This is a genomic window from Ruegeria sp. O5, assembly GCF_056535105.1.
Window position 1 is genome coordinate 279,299 of sequence record NZ_JBQERN010000002.1, and the last position, 19,067, is coordinate 298,365.

Here is a 19,067-nt window from a genome sequence, read left to right on the forward strand (position 1 = left end):
TTTTTTGTCTATAGGCAAATAATTTCTGCTATATCGGCGTAAGTTAAGAATCTATACCCCCACAGGTCGGCGGATGAGCGATACGGACTCCTTACCAAAGGAAACAGGGACGCAGCTTCAGCTGGCGTTGGAAAATCGCGACGGGGCGGCGCTGGCAGACCTGCTTGATCCGCTTTCGCTCAGCGATGCCTTGCGGGAATTGCTCAACCTGCCCGTTGACCAGCGAAGCGCCGCGCTCTCGTTGCTGCCACCGGAACGTGCGGCCGAACTGGTCGAAGAAGCGCCAAACGCGCTGGCGGTCGATCTTGTTGAACGCTTGGTATCCGAACAGGCCGCCGAGATCATCCTTGAGCTGGATTCCGACATTCAGGCGGATTTGATCGGTGAACTAGAAGACGCCGATGCAGAAGCGATCCTTGCCCGGATGGACCCGGAAGATGCGGCGGATGTCCGGCGGCTGGTTGAATATGACGACGATGTCGCCGGTGGTCTGATGGTGGCCGAAGCCTTTACCTTTTCCGATGGCGATACAGTCGGAAAGGTTCTGCGGCGTTTCGCTCATGAAGAATACGATCTGGAACGTTACCGTGGCCAGCACCCCTACGTTTTGAATTCCGATGGCGTGCCTGTCGGAGTGCTGTCCTTACGCAGCCTGCTGTCCACACGGCGAAGCATCAAACTCACCGATATCATGGTGCCCCCTATCACGGTTCCGGCCGGCATGCCACTGGAAGAACTGGAGGACCTTTTCGATGAGCACCCTTTTCTTGGGTTGCCGGTTGTCGAAACGGACGGGAACCTTGTGGGTGTCGTTTCCCGTTCTGCCGTGGATGAGGCCCTGCTAGAGCGCGCGGAATCCGCAAGCCTGAAACGTCAGGGTGTCTTTGGGGACGAACTGCGATCGATGCCCTTGCCGCTCAGGGCGCGGCGTCGGCTTCAATGGCTGTCGGCCAACATCGTGCTCAACGTGATCGCGGCCAGCGTGATTGCCGCCTATGAACAGACCCTTGCCGCCGTGATCGCTCTGGCTGTGTTCCTGCCGATGGTCTCGGATATGAGCGGTTGTTCCGGCAATCAGGCCGTTGCTGTCAGCATGCGCGAGCTTTCGCTTGGTCTGGTTCGGCCCATTGATGCTATGCGGGTCTGGTTAAAAGAGGTCTCGGTCGGCATCATCAACGGCTGTGTCCTTGGCCTGCTAATCGGACTCGTTGCCTGGATGTGGAAAGGAAACCCGTTTCTGGGTTTGGTGATTGGCGGCGCGCTGGGCCTGAACACGATCATCGCGGTATCGATCGGTGGCGTTCTGCCATTGTTGTTAAAGCGCATCGGTCAGGACCCGGCGGTCGCCAGTGGCCCTTTGCTGACAACGATCACTGACATGGCGGGTTTTTTTCTGGTCCTGAGCCTTGCAACGGCGATGATGCCGCTCCTGAATTAGTGTTTTTCATGCGCCCTGATCAACACAGGGGTCGGGCGCTCAACCACGAGGAAGACATGACGATCTCAAGCATTGTCAAAACGCAGAACCTGAAAAAGCCGCCATTTTGCGACACTGACACAACGGTGTTCGATGCGGCCGTCACCATTGCGTTGCTGGACGTGAATGCGTTGGCGGTTCTCAGCGATGGGAAGCTGGTCGGGATTATCACGGATCATGACGTGCTGCTGTGCCTGGCGGATTCCGGCTCGGCTTTTTACAAGCAGACTGTGGGTGACTGGATGACGGAAAAACCCGTCACCTGCGCGCTGGGCTCGAAGTTGTCGACCGGTCTTAATCTGATGGCCAAACACAAGATCCGAAACCTTGTCGTAACTCAGAATGGAAAAGCAATTGCCGTTGTGAGCAGTAAAGAAATCCTGGCACGGGTGCATGAGGAAGACGAGCTGGAGCTGAAGGTGTTGCGTGATATCGCCCGCGGGGCTCAGGGCCAGTCAATCGCCTGACACCGCGGTTCCATGTCTGCTCGCTCTCCACTCAGGACCGCTAAGGAAGGTCACTGTTGGAAATGGAAATGCTGACTTTCCAGGTGCCAACCGTCTGGCGTTTCAGGACGTTCACAAACTTCCCTTTTTCCGGCGGATCAGAGTCAGCAAATGCAAAGGATCCGACCTGATAGGCGGTATCACTATCGACACCGAAATCGATCAACTCATTTGTATGTGTTCCGCCGATGTTTTCCTTCATTCTTTCCTTATAGGCTTCGATGAACGCTTCGCGCCCGCGCAGCAGGGGCTCGCCGGGCGCCAACAACATGACGTCTTCGGTAAAGAACGCAGCTGACGCGAACAAACGTCCCGGCCACCGCCAGGATTCTGAATTGCGCGACCTGCCAAAGCAGGCTTGATCGCACATATGCACTGCGTTAGGCACCGAGGATGAGGAGACTTGCTGAAATGCTGTGCCGCAATGGCTTACGCCCGCCCGCATGTTGCGGGTATCCGACGGCACGGGTCGGGATCGCGACTCTTCTTTTTCATTCGCCCAAGTCACCAAGCTGACACTGCCATGCTGCACATCACCGATGATATCGCGCTGCAAGACTGGGAAATGACCGAAAGCTTTGTACGGTCGTCCGGTCCCGGAGGGCAGAATGTCAACAAGGTGTCGACCGCAGTCGAGCTGCGCTTCGAAGCTGCACGCTCGCCGTCCTTGCCCGATCCGGTCAAGGCCCGGTTAAAGCGACTGGCCGGGCGACGCTGGACCAAAGACGGCGCAATCATCATTCAATGTGAGGAAACACGCTCGCAGGCCCGCAACCGTGAAATCGCGCGCGCAAGGCTGGCAGAACTGATCTCCCGCGCGCTGGTCAAACCTAAACGGCGGATCGCAACGAAACCGACCTATGGCTCGGTCAAGCGTCGGCTTGCCGCGAAAAAGGCGCGTGGCGACGTCAAGGCGCTGCGGGGCAAGGTGTCTGAAGATTGATCTGGCATCTTGCCGGGGCGTTGATAGTCTGGCCCGCAAAGGCTGCAAAAGGGTAACGTCATGAGGCTGGAGGGAAAAACCGCAATCGTCACCGGCGGCGCATCCGGGTTCGGTGCGGGGATCGTGCAGAAATTCCAAGCCGAAGGCGCACGCGTCATGATTGCGGATATCAACGGTGACGCAGCCGCTGAGATGGCGGCGCAACTTGGGGCCGGGGCATTGGCGCATCAGGTCGACGTCGGCGACGGGGCTTCGGTTCAAGTGATGGCGGACACGGCACTTGCCGCCTTTGGGGCGCTCGATATTCTGGTAAACAATGCAGGTGTCACCCACTTGCCAACCCCTCTGGAAAACGTCACCGAGGATGATTTCGACCGGGTCTTCAACGTGAACATGAAGTCCGTCTATCTGACCGCCCGGGCATTTGTTCCCCATATGAAGGCGCGCGGCGCGGGCGCAATTCTGAACGTGGCCTCGACAGCGGGCCTGTCACCGCGCCCGAATCTGAACTGGTACAACGCGTCCAAAGGGTGGATGATCACGGCAACCAAAACCATGGCGGTCGAATTGGCCCCAACCGGCATTCGCGTGAACGCGATCTGCCCAGTGGCGGGCGAAACACCGCTGTTGAAATCTTTCATGGGCGAAGACACGCCCGAGATTCGCGCCAAATTTCTGGCGACCATCCCGCTGGGACGGTTTTCAACACCCAAAGACATGGCCAACGCCGCCTGTTTCCTGTGTTCGGACGAGGCCAGCATGATCACCGGCACCGCGCTCGAGGTTGATGGCGGCCGATGCATCTGATCCGCTCTTCATCTGGCCAAAAATATCCCCGCCGGAGGCAGCGCGCGCCCGCGCGCTTCCCCGCACCAATCCCGAGCTCTAGATGATCCCTGGACCAAGAAACCTGATTACCGATGTCCCCGGCCTGAAGGTTGGAAACGCCCAGGACGATGTGCTGAAGTCCGGGACCACGGTTCTTACGGCAGATAAACCGTTTGTTGCGTCGGTCCATGTGATGGGCGGGGCACCGGGTACGCGCGAATCCGATCTGCTTGCGCCTGATAAAACCGTCACAGGGGTGGACGCGCTGGTTCTGTCCGGCGGATCGGCCTTTGGACTCGACGCCTGCTCGGGTGTTTCAGATGCGATGCGGGTCGAGGGGCGCGGATTTCCCGTCGGGTCCGCTAAGGTTCCGATCATTCCCGGCGCGATCCTGTTTGATCTGCTCAATGGCGGTGCAAAGGATTGGGTGGAAAACCCCTATCGTGCGCTGGGGCGGGCTGCTTATCTGGGCGCTTCAAAAGAATTTGATTTGGGGTCCGTCGGGGCAGGCACCGGGGCGTTGGCCGCAATGCAGAAGGGCGGGCTTGGCTCTGCCTCGTCCATTCTGCCTGATGGGGTCACGGTCGGGGCCCTCGTTGCGACGAACCCGCTGGGCAGTGTCACAACACCGGGTGACCGGCACTTTTGGGCGGCACCCTTTGAACAAGGTGCAGAATTTGGCGGGCTGGGTCCCGATATGTCGCCGGATCAAAGCCGGATCCGCCCCAGCCGCAAAGCGATGGCCATGAGGCCAGCGCAACCGGAACAAACAAACACGACCATCGCCATCGTTGCCACGGATGCCGCATTGACCAAACCCCAATGCCAAAGATTGGCCGTTGCCGCCCACGACGGAATTGCCCGGGCGATCCTTCCCGCACACACACCCGGCGACGGTGATCTGGTTTTTGGCATCAGTACCGGCGCCCGCCCCATCGCATCCGAAGCCGATCTTGCTCTGATCGGGCACGCGGCTTCGCTGTGCCTGTCCCGCGCCATCGCGCGGGCGGTTTATCTGGCGACCCCGGCGGAAGGAGACCTGTTGCCCTGCTGGACCGCTGTACATGACTTAAGTTAAGGACACACCATGTGTCGCAGTGGCACTGTAGATGCGCGCGGCAATCCGCGCGTTGACACTTTTATGCGCCGGGGGTCCATTCGGTGCAGCCAATTTGTATCGGAGCACAAGCTATGAATCGTATCCTCACTATCGCAATCGCTGGCCTGCTGGCGCTGCCCGCCCATGCCGAAGGCGATGCCGAAGCCGGTGAGAAAGCTTTCAACAAATGCAAGTCCTGCCACATGATCGCTGACCCGGCCGGAGAAGTCATTGTCAAAGGCGGAAAAACCGGTCCCAACCTCTTTGGTGTCCCCGGCCGCACTGCCGGAACCTACGAAGACTTCAAATATGGCGACAGCATCGTCGCAGCCGGTGAGAAGGGTTTGGTCTGGGATGAGGCCTCCTTTGCGGAATACACGCAGGACCCTAAGGGCTTCCTGAAATCGTATCTGGACGACACCGCTGCCAAGTCGAAAATGACCTTCAAGTTGAAAAGCGGCGGTGAAGACGTCTACGCCTATATCGTCAGTGTATCAGGCGAATAAACGCTAGCATTGTGCACCCATGCACAAGGACCAAAGGCCGCAGCCCCTGCGGCCTTTGGTGCGATTGATACCAGTGTAGAACAGCGCCACTTTGGTATCTGACGGCAAACCGCAGAGTGTGCCGCAACGCCAAGCCGACCCGGCAACAGCTAAACCCAACATCAGCGCCCGTCAGGCGGATTGGCAACAGGAGAGGACAGATGGGCATTATGATCCCGGCTTGGGTCAATGGTGAATTGACCCCGGTAGACAAACTTGAAGCTCACGAAAAGGGCCTCAAGCACAAGGCCGTGTCGGTGTTTGTCGTTAGGGGCACCGAGATTTTGTTGCAGCGTCGGGCGCTGGGCAAGTACCACACGCCCGGCCTGTGGGCGAACACTTGCTGCACACACCCCGACTGGGACGAAAGCTCGTCAACCTGCGCCGTGCGCCGTTTGAACGAAGAACTGGGGATCACAGGTCTTTATCCTGAATACCGTCACCGTTTGGAATACCACGCCGATGTTGGGAACTGCATGGTGGAAAACGAAGTGGTCGACGTTTTTCTGGCCCATGTGCGCGGACCGCTGAAAATCGCGCCTGATCCGGACGAAGTCATGGATATCCGCTGGATCGACTACCATGACCTGTTGGCCGAAGTGGCCCGCCACCCGGATCGGTTTACACCGTGGCTCAAGATCTACCTGCACAACCATGCGGACACGATTTTCGGCCCGGACCTGATCATTTCAGCTAAATCCTGAGGCACACCGAAAATCCCTGCCTTGCAAGGGCGGCCCAAGCCGCCTAAATCAACGCGTCATGGCCAAGCAGAAGACAGACCCGAATTACAAGGTAATCGCCGAAAACCGGCGCGCCCGCTTCGATTACGCAATCGAAGAGGACATTGAATGTGGCATCATCCTGCAGGGGTCCGAGGTCAAATCCCTGCGCGCGGGCGGCTCGAACATCGCCGAAAGCTATGCCACGGTCGATGACGGAGAACTGTGGCTGGTCAACAGCTATATCGCGCCGTATGAGCAGGCCAAGATGTTCAAGCATGAAGAACGTCGCCGCCGGAAACTGCTGGTGTCCCGCAAGCAGATGTCGAACCTGTGGAACGCGACGCAGCGCAAGGGCATGACGCTGGTGCCGCTGGTTCTGTATTTCAACCACAGAGGACTGGCCAAGATCAAAATCGGCATCGCCAAGGGTAAGAAAACCCACGACAAGCGCGAAACCCAGGCCAAGCGCGACTGGTCACGGCAAAAGCAGCGCTTGTTGAAAGATCACAGCTAGAACGCCATCGCCGCCTGAACCGCCCGTTGCCAGCGATCATAGGCCGCGTCGCGTTCGGCTTGCTCTTGCGTTGGCTCGAACCGGCGGTCCAGCGCCCATGTTTCGGCAAAACCGGCCTGATCCGGGTAAATCCCGGCTTTCATACCTGCCAGCCATGCGGCGCCTAGGGCGGTCGTTTCCTGCATAACCGGGCGATCCACCGGGGCACCCAGACAATCTGAAAGACCCTGCATGGTCCAGTCAGATGCACTCATCCCGCCGTCGACGCGCAGGATGACATCCGCATCGGCCCCCCAGTCGCCCTGCATGGCGTGCCACAGGTCGCGGGTCTGAAAGGCGATGCTTTCCAGCGTGGCGCGGGCAATCTCGGCCCTGCCGGAATTGCGTGTCAGCCCGAACATCGCACCGCGGCAATCCGGCTTCCAGTAAGGCGCCCCAAGGCCCGTGAACGCCGGCACCAGAATCACATGCTGGTTCGGGTCGGCCTGCGCAGCCAGATCACCGCTTTGCGGGGCCGAATCGATGATCTGCAACGCGTCGCGCAGCCATTGCACGGCGGCCCCGGCGATAAAGATCGACCCTTCCAGCGCATAGGTGCGCTGACCATCCAATTGGTAAGCGATTGTCGTCAGCAGGCGGTTTTTCGATTCAACTGGCTGCGCACCCGTGTTCAGCAGCGCGAAACAGCCCGTGCCATAGGTGGATTTCATCATACCGGGCTGGAAACAGGCCTGTCCGATGGTGGCTGCCTGCTGATCGCCTGCCACACCCAGAATGGGGATGTTCCCGCCAAGCAAGGTGGTTGCGCCGAAATCCGAGGCGCAATCCTGCACATTCGGCAACATTTGAACGGGTACATCCAGCAACTCGCAAATCTCAGCGCTCCAGGCGCCTTTGTGAATGTCGAACAGCAGGGTGCGGGCGGCGTTGGTGGCGTCAGTGGCATGGACACGACCTTCGGTCAGACGCCAGATCAGGAAACTGTCGATGGTGCCGAACAGCAACTCTCCGGCCTCAGCCCGCGCGCGTGCGCCTGAAACGGTGTCCAGCAGCCATTTGACCTTGGTGCCCGAGAAATAAGGGTCCAGCAGCAGGCCGGTCTGGGCGGTAACGTCATCTTCACACCCGGCTTGCTTGTATCGGGCGCAGATTTCGGCGGTGCGGCGGTCCTGCCAGACAATTGCGTTATGGATGGCCTTGCCGGTCTGCTTGTCCCAGACCACGGTGGTTTCACGCTGGTTGGTGATACCAATACCCGTGATCTGGTCAGCCGAAACACCGGCGTTTTCCATCACCTCGCGACACACATGCAGAACGCTGGACCAGATATCCTCGGGGTCGTGTTCAACCCAACCTTCTTGCGGGAAATACTGGGGAAACTCCTGCTGAGCGGTGCCAACACGGTTCATCTGCCCGTCGAACAGGATCGCGCGCGAGGACGTGGTGCCCTGATCAATTGCCAGAATAAAGGTCATGTCCGCTCTCCCCGGTGTCATTTGCGCGACTTTAGCGCAAACAACAGCGCCGGGGCCAGAGCAGAAATCAGACCGGATCGACGGGAATATTGTCGATCAGGCGGACGCCATCGGCCCATGCCGTGACGAACAAGCGCGCGGGTTTGCTGGCATTGGGCAGGCTTTCCAGCGTCTCGGCGCAGCGCAGATCGATATATTCCACTTCGGTAAAACCGGTGTCCAGCAATGCGGATTTTGCGTCTTGCGCCAGCCCCTCGAAATCCTTGCCCGCGGCAAGTTTTTCCGCCACTCGCCGCATGATCTCGTTCATGCGGGACGCGACCTTTACGCCCTCGGGCGACAACAGCAGATTGCGCGACGACATCGCCAGCCCTGAAGGCTCGCGCACGGTTGGGCAGCCGACAACCTTGATGGGAATGTCCAGATCGCGGGCCATGCGGCGCACCACCAGCAGCTGCTGATAGTCTTTTTCCCCGAAATAGGCTCGGTCCGCCTGCGTTTGCAGGAACAGTTTGGCCACTACAGTGGCCACGCCTTCGAAATGGCCGGGGCGAAACGGGCCTTCCATCATGTCGGTCAAACCGGTCACGGATACCGTGGTGGAAAAGCCGTCGGGATAGATTTCCTGAGGGTCCGGCACGTAGATCGCATCCACGCCATAAGGGGCCAGCTTTTGCGCGTCTTCATGTTCTGTGCGGGGATAGTTCGCCAGGTCTTCGGGGTTGTTGAACTGCTTGGGGTTCACAAAGATCGTCACGATCACCCGGTCACAGTTCTCCTCGGCGGCCTTCGCCAGCGACAAATGCCCTTCGTGCAATGCGCCCATGGTCGGAACAACGCCGATAACGTCACCTGCGCGGTGCCATTCTGTCGTCTTGGTCCGCAGTTCCGCCAGCGAGCGCAGGATCGGCGCGGTCACGTCTTTGGTCCTTTCGCCGGAGCCTGATCAGCAAACACATGTTCGTCCGCCGGAAATGTTCGCGCACGCACTTCGGCCGCGTAATCTGCGATAGCGGCTTCAGCCAACGGGCCAAGCTCGGCATAGCGTTTGACGAATTTGGGTTTGAAGGCGGTGAAAAAACCGACCATGTCATCGACGACCAGAATTTGCCCGTCACAACCGGCGGACGCTCCGATTCCGATGGTGGGGATGGCAACCTGTTCGGTGATCGTGTCGGCCAGACCTTGCGGCACTTTCTCAAGCACCACGGAAAACGCACCGGCCTCGGCCACGGCGCGGGCATCTGCCATGACGGTTTCGGCCTGTTCGTCACGCCCCTGCACCTTGTAGCCGCCCAGCGTGTTGATCGATTGCGGGGTCAGACCGATATGCGCCATCACCGGGATGCCGCGCTTGACCAGAAAGCGGATGGTTTCGGCCATCTCGGCACCGCCTTCCAGCTTGACTGCCCCCGCACCGGTTTCCGCCATCAGCCGCGCCGCGTTGCGAAACGCTTGTGCCGGGCTTTCCTCATAGCTGCCAAACGGCATGTCGATGACCATCATCGCCGTGCTCAACCCGCGTGCGACGGCCTGACCGTGCAGGATCATCATCTCCATCGTGACACCAAGGGTGGATTCCAGCCCGTGCAAAACCATTCCGACGCTGTCCCCCACAAGAACAAAGTCACAATACGTGTCCATCAGGCGCGCCATAGGCGTTGTGTATGCGGTCAGCGAGACCAGAGGCACGCCGCCTTTTCGGGCGCGAATATCTTCGGCGTTCGGGGCCTTTTTGCGGGCGGTGGCGCTCATGGTTGGCTCCTGCAGGGCTTATGTTGCAGTGCGGCATAGCAGATCGGCCGGGGCCAAAGAAACCCCGGTTGCGCGAACATTCCCTTGATTGACCTCAGGTTTAAAGGAACACTGCCGATAAAACGGCCCGGAAAACATGGGCGCAGATTTTCAGTTGGGAGAGTTCACATGACAAAACACGTGCTTCGGACATTCGCGTCGACCGTGGCGATCGGCGCCAGCCTGTTGGCGACGCAGGTTTTGGCCAAATCCGACATCACCATCGCCATGCAGCTGGAACCCCCGCATCTGGATCCGACCAGCGCCGCTGCTCAGGCCATCGATTCGGTTGTCTACACCAACATCTTCGAAGGTCTGACCCGTTTCATGGGCGACGGCTCGGTCGTGCCCGGCCTTGCGGAAAGCTGGGAGATTTCCGAAGACGGCAAAACTTATACCTTCAAACTGCGCGACGGCGTGACCTTCCATGACGGCACGACCATGGATGCCGAGGATGTTAAATTCACCCTTGACCGGGCCACGGCCGAGGACAGCGCCAACGCGCAGAAAGCTCTGTTTGCAGGGATCGAAAGCGTCGAAGCCGTGGATCCGCTGACAGTCAGGATCACCCTGGCCGATCCGAACGGCAACTTCCTGTTCAATCTTGCCTGGGGTGACGCGGTGATCGTTGCGCCTGAAAGCATCGAGAACATAAAGACAAACCCGGTTGGCACCGGCGCTTTTACCTTTGGCGACTGGGTTCAGGGCGACAGCATAACACTGAACCGCAACCCCAATTATTGGGGCGACCAACCGGCGTTAGAGACTGCGACGTTCAAATTCATCTCGGACCCGACCGCCGCATTTGCGGCCATGATGGCCGAAGATGTGGACGTGTTCGACAACTTCCCGGCACCGGAGAACCTGCCTCAGTTCGAGGCTGACCCGCGGTTTCAAGTTCTGGTTGGATCGACCGAGGGGGAAACGATCCTGTCCACCAACAACAAACAGCCGCCATTCGATGACATTCGTGTCCGGCAGGCGTTGGCCCATGCGATTGACCGACAGGCCATCATCGACGGCGCCATGTTCGGATACGGCACCCCAATCGGCACGCATTTTGCGCCACACAACCCCGCTTATGTCGATCTGACGGGCCAGTCCGCGTATGATCCCGAAAAGGCCAGGGCCTTGCTGGCAGAGGCCGGGTTTGAAAACGGGTTCGAGACAACTCTGCACTTGCCACCGCCATCTTATGCGCGCCGGGGCGGTGAAATCATCGCCGCACAGCTGGCCGAGGTCGGCATCACGGCTGAAATCATCAATGTGGAATGGGCCCAGTGGCTGGAATCGGTTTTCAAGGGCAAGGAATTTGGTCTGACCATCGTCAGCCACACCGAACCGATGGATATCGGCATCTACGCGCGGCCTGACTATTACTTCCAGTATGACAGCATCGACTTTCAGACACTGATGGAGACGCTGAACACCACCACCGACCCCGAGGAACGGACCCGTCTTCTGGGTGAGGCGCAGCGCCTCATCTCGAACGATTATGTCAACGGGTACCTGTTCCAGCTGGCCAAGCTGGGCGTCGCCAAGGCCGGTGTTCAGGGCCTGTGGGAGAACGCACCAACTGCGGCAATCGACCTGACTGCCATTTCCTGGTCTGAATGACATCAGTTGACTGGGCCTGCTTTTCAGGCCCAGTTTCACCATTGCGAAATGCGTTTCTAACGATCATGAAAAGCTTGTTTGCAGGTTTCGTTCTTTTGCTTTTCGCGTCTGTCCTTCCAGGCGCTGTTTTTGCGCAAGGTTTGTTCCAAGGGCAGCAGGATACGCTGGTGGGAACCCCGGACAACCCACTGCAGGTCGGGGTTGGTATCAAGATCGACCAGATTACCGGCGTCGATCAGCAGTCCGAAAACTATGGTGCTGTGGTTGTACTGCGGTTCGAATGGACAGACCCGGAACTGGCGTTTGATGCAGCAAGCCTTGGTCGTGATTTTCGGGTTTTTGAACCGCCCGCTTTCGTGCAATACGCCGCGGAGCTGGATGTGGTAACCCCGGCTTTTGTTATCCACAACCAACAGTCCAATCGATGGATTCATGAATCCGCAGTTGCCGTGCGTCATGACGGTCACGTGACTTTTGTCGAAAAATCCTCGCTGACCTTGCAGGCTCCGCATTTCAACTTTCGCAAATACCCGTTCGATACGCAGGAATTTCACTTTGAGGTCGTATCGGTGTTTCCGTCGCAATTCGTTCACTATCACGCGCTTGATGAATACTCCGGCCTGGGTGACATGCTGGGCGAAGAGGAATGGATACTTGGCAATGCCAGGGCTCTGACGTCAACGACGACCGGTTTGTCGGGAAACGAAAGCGACCGGGTCGAACTTGTCTTCGAAGGCACCCGGCACCTGACATATTACACCATCCGCATATTCCTGCCGATGCTAGTGCTGATCACGGTAGGATGGGCGCTTTTCTTTCTGGATGAATACCGAAAACGGATCGAGATCGCAGGCGGCAACCTGTTGGTCTTTGTGGCCTTCAACTGGGCCATTTCCGCCGACTTGCCCAAGCTTGGCTATCTGACGTTTCTGGATTTCATTCTGCAATGCATGTTCCTGATGACAGGAACGATTATCGTCTTCAGCGTGATGTTGCGTAAACTGAAAGTTTCCGGTCGGGAAGAGACGGCCAGAAAGCTCGACAATTACGCGATCAAATGGATTTACCCGTTGGGATATGCCGCCATCATCGGCTATGCCGTCGTTGTCTTTCTGATGACGTCTTAGGCGCTGAATCCCACATCTATGTGGTTCTGAAATCGCGTGTATAGCTTTGGCTACCGGCTGTTCTGACCCTTGTCGGCGCAGCAGGACGGCGTGGCGGACACCGCGCGCTGCCAGCAACAGTAAAAATCGCAAGATTAAGCATACCCTGCTGATTGTTGTGGTGTCTGATTCAACACAGCAGATGTCGGATTCAAGAGTATCCAAAACCCGCTTTTTCGCGGACTCTGAAAAAAAAGGTCCGATTCATGCGATACTCTGGTTTCAAGGTCATCAAAGAGGCTCTTACCGGGCACAAAGGGTGGACACCGGCCTGGCGCGAGCCGGAGCCCAAGCCACATTACGACATTGTCATCATCGGCGGTGGCGGTCATGGCCTTTCAACGGCGCATTACCTGTCAAAGGTATTTGGCCTCCGCAATGTGGCGGTGATTGAAAAAGGCTGGATCGGTGGCGGCAATGTCGGGCGCAATACAACCATTATCCGCTCGAATTATTTGCTGGACGGCAACGAACCTTTCTACGAGTTCTCGCTGAAACTGTGGGAAGGTCTTGAGCAGGACGTAAACTATAACGCGATGGTCAGCCAGCGCGGGATCATCAACCTGATCCATACAGACGCCCAGCGCGACGCCTTTACGCGACGTGGCAACGCCATGATCCTGAACGGCGCGGATGCCGAGCTGCTGGATGCCGAACAGGTGCGCAAGGAATACCCGTTCCTGAACTTCAACGATGCCCGGTTCCCGATCAAGGGCGGGCTGGCCCAGCGGCGTGGTGGCACGGTTCGGCACGACGCGGTGGCCTGGGGATATGCCCGTTCAGCAGACAGCCAAGGTGTCGATATCATCCAAAACTGCGAAGTGACCGGTTTCCGGATCGAAAACGGAAAATGTCTGGGGGTTGAGACGTCGAAAGGGTTCATTGGCGCAGGCAAGGTTGGCTGTGCCGTGGCCGGAAATTCGGGGCGTGTCATGGGCATGGCGGGTATGCGGTTGCCAATTGAAAGCCATGTCCTGCAAGCTTTCGTGTCAGAAGGTCTGAAGCCGGTTCTGCCCGGGGTGATCACTTTTGGCGCGGGGCATTTCTATGTCAGCCAGTCCGACAAGGGCGGACTGGTCTTTGGTGGCGATATCGACGGGTACAATTCGTACGCACAACGCGGCAACCTGCCCGTGGTCGAAGATGTCTGCGAGGGCGGCATGGCCCTGATGCCGATGATCGGTCGCGCGCGCCTGCTGCGGATGTGGGGCGGGATCATGGATATGTCCATGGATGGATCGCCCATCATCGACCGGACCGGCATCGATGGCCTCTATTTCAACGGCGGCTGGTGTTACGGCGGGTTCAAGGCAACTCCGGCGTCGGGGTATTGTTTTGCGCATCTGCTGGCAAAGGATGAACCGCACCCGACAGCCACCGCCTACCGGTTCGACCGGTTCCGCACTGGCCGCATGATCGACGAAAAAGGTATGGGCAATCAGCCCAACCTGCACTGAGGGGAGCAGCACCATGATCATCCATCATCCCTTGCTGGGCCCGCGTGACAGTTCCGAATTCGTCTATCTGGGAGACGCTTCGCTGATCAACAGGCCCGGTTGGCAGGCCGAAGATGCCGCCGAAGCGTTTTTTGACTACGCCTATTTGCGCGGCAATCCAGCTGGCGAACACCGCGAGTTGTGGTTCCACGAGGGGGGCGACCGATCCTGGCTGGTCGTGACCCGCAATACCGCGACACATGAGATTTCCAAAGTGGAACTGGCCCGTGACGTGGCCCGGGCACAGGGGCGCTCCAAATGACTCAAGACAACAGGCTGAGCGGCGGTCAGATCGACCGCACCAAAACCCTGAACTTCAAATTCGACAACCGCAGTTACACTGCGCATCCGGGCGATACGCTGGCCTCGGCCCTTCTGGCCAATGGCGTGCGCCTGATGGGCCGGTCGTTCAAATACCATCGCCCGCGTGGGGTGCTGACTGCCGGTTCGGAAGAACCCAACGCCCTTGTCGAACTGCGCACCGGCAACCGTCAGGAACCCAACACCCGTGCCACGACCGTTGAGATGTTCGAAGGGCTTGAAGCCCATTCCCAAAACCGCTGGCCCAGCCTGAAATTCGACGCCCTGGCAATCAACGACAGGTGTTCGACCTTTCTGACGGCGGGGTTCTACTACAAAACCTTCATGTGGCCTGCTGCGTTCTGGGAAAAGCTGTATGAGCCGATGATCCGCCGCGCTGCGGGACTTGGGTCGTTGTCGATGCAGGAAGACCCCGATGAGTATGACAAGGGGTTCCGGCATTGCGATCTGCTGATTATCGGCGCGGGTCCAGCCGGATTGATGGCGGCACTGACGGCAGGCCGGGCCGGTTCCGAGGTCATTCTTGCGGATGAGGATTTCGCACTTGGCGGGCGGCTCAACAGTGAAACCTTTTCGCTGAACGATGACGATTCGACCGATTGGGTTAAGCAGAGTGTCGCTGAACTGTCAGCAATGCCCAACGTCCGCCTGATGCCGCGCACGACCGTGATCGGTGCCTTTGATCACGGCATTTACGGTGCGGTTGAGCGGACGGGCGATCATCTTGCTTCTCTGCCTTCCGGTAAACCGCGCCAGATACTCTGGCGCATCTACGCCAAACGCGCCCTATTGTGCGCTGGCGCGACCGAGCGGCCCATCGCGTTTGAAAACAACGACAGACCCGGCATCATGCTGGCAAGTGCGTTGCGCACCTATGCCAATCGGTTTGCAACCACGGCGGCGCAACGTGTCGCCATCTTTACGAACAACGATGACGGCCACCGCACCGCTGCAGACCTGCACGCAAAAGGTGTCAGGATTGCTGCTGTCGTCGACGTCCGTGACGACGCCCCGACCAGCCATGACTATGAAGTTCTGCGCGGCGCGCAGGTCAGGGACACCAAAGGCCGACTGGGGCTGACCTTTGTCGAGGTTGAGCTGGCAGACGGGTCGTCGCGCACGCTGGACTGCGGGGCGCTTGGCGTTTCGGGTGGCTGGAACCCCAACGTGCATCTGACCTGCCACCAACGGGGGCGTCCCGCTTGGAACGAAGATCTGGCGGCCTTTGTGCCTGGCACGGACTTGCCGCCTGGGCTGTCCGTCGCAGGGGCGGCGAATGGTGTGATGTCCACCCATGGCGCCCTGCAATCCGGGGCAGAAGGTGCGGCGCAGGCGCTGGGCCTGAAAGGCCCGCTGCCCGATCTGCCTAAGGCCGAGGATACCCCGATCTCGCAGACACCGTTCTGGTATGTTCAGGGTTGCAGCCGCGCGTGGCTGGATCAGCAGAACGACGTGACCGTCAAGGATGTGAAGCTCAGCCATCAGGAAGGGTTCCGTTCGGTCGAGCACTTGAAACGCTATACCACCTTGGGCATGGCCACCGATCAGGGCAAGACCTCGAACATGGGCGGGCTTGCGATCATGGCCGAACTTGCAGGTAAGTCCATTCCGGAAACCGGCACAACGATCTTCCGCCCGCCCTATACGCCCGTTCCGATTGCAACCTTTGCTGGCCGGATGAAAGGCAAAGAGTTTCATCCAACTCGCCTGACCCCGTCACATTACTGGGCCAAGGAACGCGGCGCTGTGTTTGTCGAGGTCGGCAATTGGCTGCGCGCACAGTGGTTCCCGCTGCCCGGTGAAACCCATTGGCGCGAGTCCGTTGACCGTGAGGTGCGCCAGACCCGTGCCTCGGTCGGGGTGTGCGACTGCACCACGCTTGGAAAGATTGATGTTCAGGGTGCGGATGCGGCGGATTTCCTGAACAGGGTCTATTGCAACGGATTTGCTAAACTGGCCGTCGGCAAAACCCGCTATGGGCTGATGTTGCGCGAAGACGGAATTGCGATGGATGACGGTACCGCCGCGCGTCTGGCCGAAGATCATTTCGTGGTCACCACCACAACCGCGAATGCGGTCAAGGTCTACCAGCATATGGAATTTGTCCGGCAATGCCTGTTCCCGGACATGGATGTACAGCTGATCTCGACCACCGAAGCCTGGGCACAATACGCGGTAGCCGGGCCCAATTCGCGTAAACTTCTGCAAAAGATCGTGGATCCCGAGTTCGACATCTCGAACGAAGGCTTCCCGTTCATGGCTTGCGGCAACATCACCGTATGCGGCGGGTTGCGCGCGCGGTTGTTCCGGATTTCCTTCTCGGGCGAATTGGCCTTTGAAATCGCGGTGCCATCGCGATACGGCGACGCGCTGATGCGGCGTTTGATGCAGGAAGGTGAAGAGTTCGATGTCATACCCTACGGCACCGAAGCGCTGGGCGTCATGCGGATCGAAAAGGGTCACGCCGCAGGCAACGAGTTGAACGGAACCACCACCGCCCTGAACCTTGGAATGGGTCGGATGGTATCCAAGAAAAAAGACAGCATCGGTTCAATCCTGTCCGAGCGTGAAGGGCTGAACGAACCAGATGCTTTGATGATGGTTGGCATCAAGCCTGTGGACGCTGGCGACAAGGTAACCGCCGGAGGGCATCTGATGAATGCCACGGGTCCCGTGGATGCTGCCCATGATCAGGGCTATGTCACATCGGCGGCATTTTCGCCGTCGTTGGACAGCCATATCGGCCTTGGCTTCTTGAAAAACGGCGGCACACGTCAGGGTGAAAAGATGCGCCTTGTGTCGCCAGTGACCGATCTGACGGTCGAGGTTGAAATCGTCTCGGCCCATTTCGTCGACCCCGAGGGAGAACGGCTCCGTGCATGATCTTGTAGCAATAACCGCGCTGGGTGGAACCGAACCCAAGATCGACAGGGTCGGAAGCGTGACCTGTACCGAAACTCCGGGTGTGGCGCTGGCCTCGGTCGCCGCTCGGCAGGGTCGGGAAGACAAAACCCGGAATGCCGTATCCCAATTGATCGGCGCTGAAACGCCCGCCGTCGGGAAATTTACCGGCGGACCGATCATTGCCTTCTGGACCGGGCCTGATCAATGGATGATCGAAGCGCCTTTTGAAACGCATGAAGATCTGGCGCATCTGGTGAAAGAAAACACTGGGGACTCCGCATCGGTTTCCGAACAGACAGACGCATGGGTCAGGTTTGATCTGGACGGAGAGGGCGTGTTGGCAGTGCTGGAATTGCTAAGCAGTCTGGATTGCCGAAAAATGGCGGCCGGTGCCGCATCCCGCACGTCTATCCATCACCTGGGGTGTTTCGTCCTGTGCCGTGCTTCTGGTTCGTTCAGCGTCTACGGGCCAAGATCGTCTGCCGGGTCACTGCATCATGCGATTGTGGCCGCAATGAAATCGGCGCTTTGAAGGCAAGATCAGCTTGAGGGCAGCGGGGCGTTGTCCTCGACCCGAAACCGGTTGATCCGTCGCCGGTCTTCGCTGGGGCTTAAACCAAAGGCGGACCGGTAGTGTGTCACCAACGGCGTGACCGAGCTGTATCCGATGGCCGCAGCAATGTCGGCAATAGGGTCTTTGGTATAGACAACCATCTGACGGGCCGCCTTCATCCGCATGGAGCGGAAATAGTGGCTGGGGCTTTGCCCCGTGGCCTGTTTGAAGGCGCGCTCGACCTGGCGGGGTGTGACGCCCGTTTGATCCGCTATGTCCGCGATCGAGATCGGATTGCCGATACGGCTTGCGAACAGGTCGACACATCGCGCCACAAGCGGCGGCAGCTTTTCACCCGTGGCAGGTTTACTTGCACTGGGCACCTGTTGCTGAACACCTTCCCCTCGCATCATCGGATGTTGGAACCAGCAGGCCACCTCATGCGCGACTTCGCCGCCCAACCGGTCCTGAATCAGATGCAGGGCCAGATCAAACGCGGCCGCCGCCCCGGCCGCTGTATACCGCGTGGCATCCGACACGATCACTTCGCGCCGTGCATCGATCTGTGGAAACTCGGCCAGAAACGCGGCTTCGTAACACCAGTGCACCGATACCGGATGGCCGGTCATGACTCCCGACCGCACGAGCGGGAAAACGCCGCCGCTAATACCGCCCAGAATTGTCCCGTGTCGTGACAAAGCCCTCAACGCACCATTCCCCTGGGCCGGGTTTCTGAAGCCAGAGGTCGGACTGCTGAGCAGGAACAGAATATCAATCGGTTTACAGTCTGCGAGGTTGCGTTCAGCCTCAAAACGCACATGAGCGCTGGAGCTGACCTTTCCCCCGTTTTCCGCTACAAGAGACCAGCGAAATGCCTCTTGCCCGGCGATCTCATTTGCAGCGCGCAGCGGTTCGATGACCGAGGTCAGGCAAGCCATCGGAAAGCCATCGAACAGCAGAAACCCGATCTCAATTCTATTTTCTGTCAGCATGAGCGCTACACTATCAGTAAATCCTGGTTCGGCCCGGATTGCTCCTTGGCCGCTCTGGCCTGCGGAAACGGTTCGAACAAGTGTAGCAAAACACGGAACGTGCGAAATCGAA

The 19,067-nt window shown here is 58.7% G+C and carries 19 protein-coding genes; 14 read left to right on the forward strand and 5 right to left on the reverse strand.

The window, feature by feature from the left end:
• The first annotated feature begins 73 nt into the window (after window positions 1–73).
• Together mgtE and ACR0M3_RS05875 are read left to right on the forward strand one after the other, a co-directional pair.
• Window positions 74–1,438 (forward strand): magnesium transporter, encoded by a 1,365-nt coding sequence (mgtE, locus tag ACR0M3_RS05870; protein WP_480546909.1) that lies wholly within the window; start codon window positions 74–76, stop codon window positions 1,436–1,438.
• A 56-nt stretch (window positions 1,439–1,494) separates the two neighbouring features.
• Window positions 1,495–1,944, forward strand: a complete 450-nt coding sequence (locus tag ACR0M3_RS05875; protein WP_480487867.1) for a CBS domain-containing protein — start codon at window positions 1,495–1,497, stop codon at window positions 1,942–1,944.
• 40 nt (window positions 1,945–1,984) lie between these two features.
• On the opposite strand, the gene ACR0M3_RS05880 is transcribed toward ACR0M3_RS05875, so the two are convergent.
• Window positions 1,985–2,254 carry a YybH family protein gene (locus tag ACR0M3_RS05880; RefSeq protein ID WP_480909961.1) on the reverse strand — a complete coding sequence of 90 codons (270 nt, stop codon included), beginning with the start codon at window positions 2,252–2,254 and terminating at the stop codon, window positions 1,985–1,987.
• Window positions 2,255–2,506: 252 nt separating this feature from the next.
• Between ACR0M3_RS05880 and arfB the strand changes: the two genes are divergently transcribed.
• The 6 genes from arfB (at window position 2,507) to smpB (ending at window position 6,637) form a co-directional block, all read left to right on the forward strand.
• Window positions 2,507–2,926, forward strand: coding sequence for an alternative ribosome rescue aminoacyl-tRNA hydrolase ArfB (arfB, locus tag ACR0M3_RS05885; protein WP_209505170.1), 420 nt, complete (start codon window positions 2,507–2,509; stop codon window positions 2,924–2,926).
• 60 nt (window positions 2,927–2,986) lie between these two features.
• Window positions 2,987–3,733, forward strand: a complete 747-nt coding sequence (locus ACR0M3_RS05890; RefSeq protein WP_480909962.1) for an SDR family oxidoreductase — start codon at window positions 2,987–2,989, stop codon at window positions 3,731–3,733.
• Window positions 3,734–3,815: 82 nt separating this feature from the next.
• Window positions 3,816–4,832, forward strand: coding sequence for a P1 family peptidase (locus ACR0M3_RS05895; protein ID WP_480909963.1), 1,017 nt, complete (start codon window positions 3,816–3,818; stop codon window positions 4,830–4,832).
• A gap of 113 nt (window positions 4,833–4,945) precedes the next feature.
• Window positions 4,946–5,359, forward strand: a complete 414-nt coding sequence (locus ACR0M3_RS05900; protein WP_480909964.1) for a c-type cytochrome — start codon at window positions 4,946–4,948, stop codon at window positions 5,357–5,359.
• Window positions 5,360–5,559: 200 nt separating this feature from the next.
• The gene (idi, locus tag ACR0M3_RS05905; RefSeq protein ID WP_480487859.1) at window positions 5,560–6,102 is read left to right on the forward strand and encodes an isopentenyl-diphosphate Delta-isomerase; all 543 of its coding nucleotides are present in this window, start codon (window positions 5,560–5,562) and stop codon (window positions 6,100–6,102) included.
• Between the two features lie 58 nt (window positions 6,103–6,160).
• On the forward strand, window positions 6,161–6,637 hold the full coding sequence (smpB, locus tag ACR0M3_RS05910) for an SsrA-binding protein SmpB (protein ID WP_209505165.1): 477 nt from the start codon (window positions 6,161–6,163) through the stop codon (window positions 6,635–6,637).
• Here smpB and glpK read toward each other — a convergent pair.
• The 3 genes from glpK to panB all read right to left on the reverse strand — a co-directional run bounded on the left by glpK (window position 6,634) and on the right by panB (window position 9,867).
• Entirely contained in the window at window positions 6,634–8,112 is a 1,479-nt protein-coding gene (gene glpK / locus ACR0M3_RS05915) for a glycerol kinase GlpK (protein WP_480909965.1), read from the reverse strand. The two genes, smpB and glpK, sit on opposite strands and share 4 nt — an antisense overlap.
• A gap of 67 nt (window positions 8,113–8,179) precedes the next feature.
• A complete protein-coding gene (gene panC / locus ACR0M3_RS05920; RefSeq protein ID WP_480909966.1) occupies window positions 8,180–9,031 on the reverse strand; it encodes a pantoate--beta-alanine ligase in 852 nt (283 codons plus the stop codon).
• On the reverse strand, window positions 9,028–9,867 hold the full coding sequence (panB, locus tag ACR0M3_RS05925) for a 3-methyl-2-oxobutanoate hydroxymethyltransferase (protein WP_480909967.1): 840 nt from the start codon (window positions 9,865–9,867) through the stop codon (window positions 9,028–9,030). Before panB ends, panC begins: the two co-directional genes overlap by 4 nt.
• A 168-nt stretch (window positions 9,868–10,035) precedes the next feature.
• On the opposite strand from panB, the gene ACR0M3_RS05930 reads away from it, so the two are divergent.
• From ACR0M3_RS05930 to ACR0M3_RS05955, 6 genes are all read left to right on the forward strand, one after another.
• Window positions 10,036–11,523 carry an ABC transporter substrate-binding protein gene (locus ACR0M3_RS05930; RefSeq protein WP_480482725.1) on the forward strand — a complete coding sequence of 496 codons (1,488 nt, stop codon included), beginning with the start codon at window positions 10,036–10,038 and terminating at the stop codon, window positions 11,521–11,523.
• Window positions 11,524–11,690: 167 nt separating this feature from the next.
• Window positions 11,691–12,650: a ligand-gated ion channel gene (locus tag ACR0M3_RS05935; RefSeq protein ID WP_480587567.1), complete on the forward strand. Its 960-nt coding sequence runs from the start codon at window positions 11,691–11,693 to the stop codon at window positions 12,648–12,650.
• Between the two features lie 245 nt (window positions 12,651–12,895).
• A complete protein-coding gene (locus tag ACR0M3_RS05940; RefSeq protein WP_480546915.1) occupies window positions 12,896–14,146 on the forward strand; it encodes a sarcosine oxidase subunit beta family protein in 1,251 nt (416 codons plus the stop codon).
• A gap of 13 nt (window positions 14,147–14,159) precedes the next feature.
• The gene (locus tag ACR0M3_RS05945) at window positions 14,160–14,447 is read left to right on the forward strand and encodes a sarcosine oxidase subunit delta (RefSeq protein ID WP_480538478.1); all 288 of its coding nucleotides are present in this window, start codon (window positions 14,160–14,162) and stop codon (window positions 14,445–14,447) included.
• The gene (locus ACR0M3_RS05950; protein ID WP_480909968.1) at window positions 14,444–17,389 is read left to right on the forward strand and encodes a sarcosine oxidase subunit alpha family protein; all 2,946 of its coding nucleotides are present in this window, start codon (window positions 14,444–14,446) and stop codon (window positions 17,387–17,389) included. The genes ACR0M3_RS05945 and ACR0M3_RS05950 overlap by 4 nt, the downstream gene beginning before the upstream one ends.
• Window positions 17,382–17,942 (forward strand): sarcosine oxidase subunit gamma, encoded by a 561-nt coding sequence (locus ACR0M3_RS05955; protein ID WP_480494958.1) that lies wholly within the window; start codon window positions 17,382–17,384, stop codon window positions 17,940–17,942. Before ACR0M3_RS05950 ends, ACR0M3_RS05955 begins: the two co-directional genes overlap by 8 nt.
• 8 nt (window positions 17,943–17,950) lie before the next feature.
• Here the strand turns inward: ACR0M3_RS05955 and ACR0M3_RS05960 are convergent, their stop codons facing one another.
• Window positions 17,951–18,955 (reverse strand): GlxA family transcriptional regulator, encoded by a 1,005-nt coding sequence (locus ACR0M3_RS05960; protein ID WP_480909969.1) that lies wholly within the window; start codon window positions 18,953–18,955, stop codon window positions 17,951–17,953.
• Window positions 18,956–19,067: the final 112 nt, after the last annotated feature.

Bases quoted from the DNA above. Each gene is read 5' to 3' on its own strand.
- mgtE (WP_480546909.1), top strand. From the start codon at position 74: ATGAGCGATACGGACTCCTTACCAAAGGAAACAGGGACGCAGCTTCAG.
- ACR0M3_RS05875 (WP_480487867.1), top strand. From the start codon at position 1,495: ATGACGATCTCAAGCATTGTCAAAACGCAGAACCTGAAAAAGCCGCCA.
- ACR0M3_RS05880 (WP_480909961.1), bottom strand. From the start codon at position 2,254: ATGTTGTTGGCGCCCGGCGAGCCCCTGCTGCGCGGGCGCGAAGCGTTC.
- arfB (WP_209505170.1), top strand. From the start codon at position 2,507: ATGCTGCACATCACCGATGATATCGCGCTGCAAGACTGGGAAATGACC.
- ACR0M3_RS05890 (WP_480909962.1), top strand. From the start codon at position 2,987: ATGAGGCTGGAGGGAAAAACCGCAATCGTCACCGGCGGCGCATCCGGG.
- ACR0M3_RS05895 (WP_480909963.1), top strand. From the start codon at position 3,816: ATGATCCCTGGACCAAGAAACCTGATTACCGATGTCCCCGGCCTGAAG.
- ACR0M3_RS05900 (WP_480909964.1), top strand. From the start codon at position 4,946: ATGAATCGTATCCTCACTATCGCAATCGCTGGCCTGCTGGCGCTGCCC.
- idi (WP_480487859.1), top strand. From the start codon at position 5,560: ATGGGCATTATGATCCCGGCTTGGGTCAATGGTGAATTGACCCCGGTA.
- smpB (WP_209505165.1), top strand. From the start codon at position 6,161: ATGGCCAAGCAGAAGACAGACCCGAATTACAAGGTAATCGCCGAAAAC.
- glpK (WP_480909965.1), bottom strand. From the start codon at position 8,112: ATGACCTTTATTCTGGCAATTGATCAGGGCACCACGTCCTCGCGCGCG.
- panB (WP_480909967.1), bottom strand. From the start codon at position 9,867: ATGAGCGCCACCGCCCGCAAAAAGGCCCCGAACGCCGAAGATATTCGC.
- ACR0M3_RS05930 (WP_480482725.1), top strand. From the start codon at position 10,036: ATGACAAAACACGTGCTTCGGACATTCGCGTCGACCGTGGCGATCGGC.
- ACR0M3_RS05940 (WP_480546915.1), top strand. From the start codon at position 12,896: ATGCGATACTCTGGTTTCAAGGTCATCAAAGAGGCTCTTACCGGGCAC.
- ACR0M3_RS05945 (WP_480538478.1), top strand. From the start codon at position 14,160: ATGATCATCCATCATCCCTTGCTGGGCCCGCGTGACAGTTCCGAATTC.
- ACR0M3_RS05950 (WP_480909968.1), top strand. From the start codon at position 14,444: ATGACTCAAGACAACAGGCTGAGCGGCGGTCAGATCGACCGCACCAAA.
- ACR0M3_RS05960 (WP_480909969.1), bottom strand. From the start codon at position 18,955: ATGCTGACAGAAAATAGAATTGAGATCGGGTTTCTGCTGTTCGATGGC.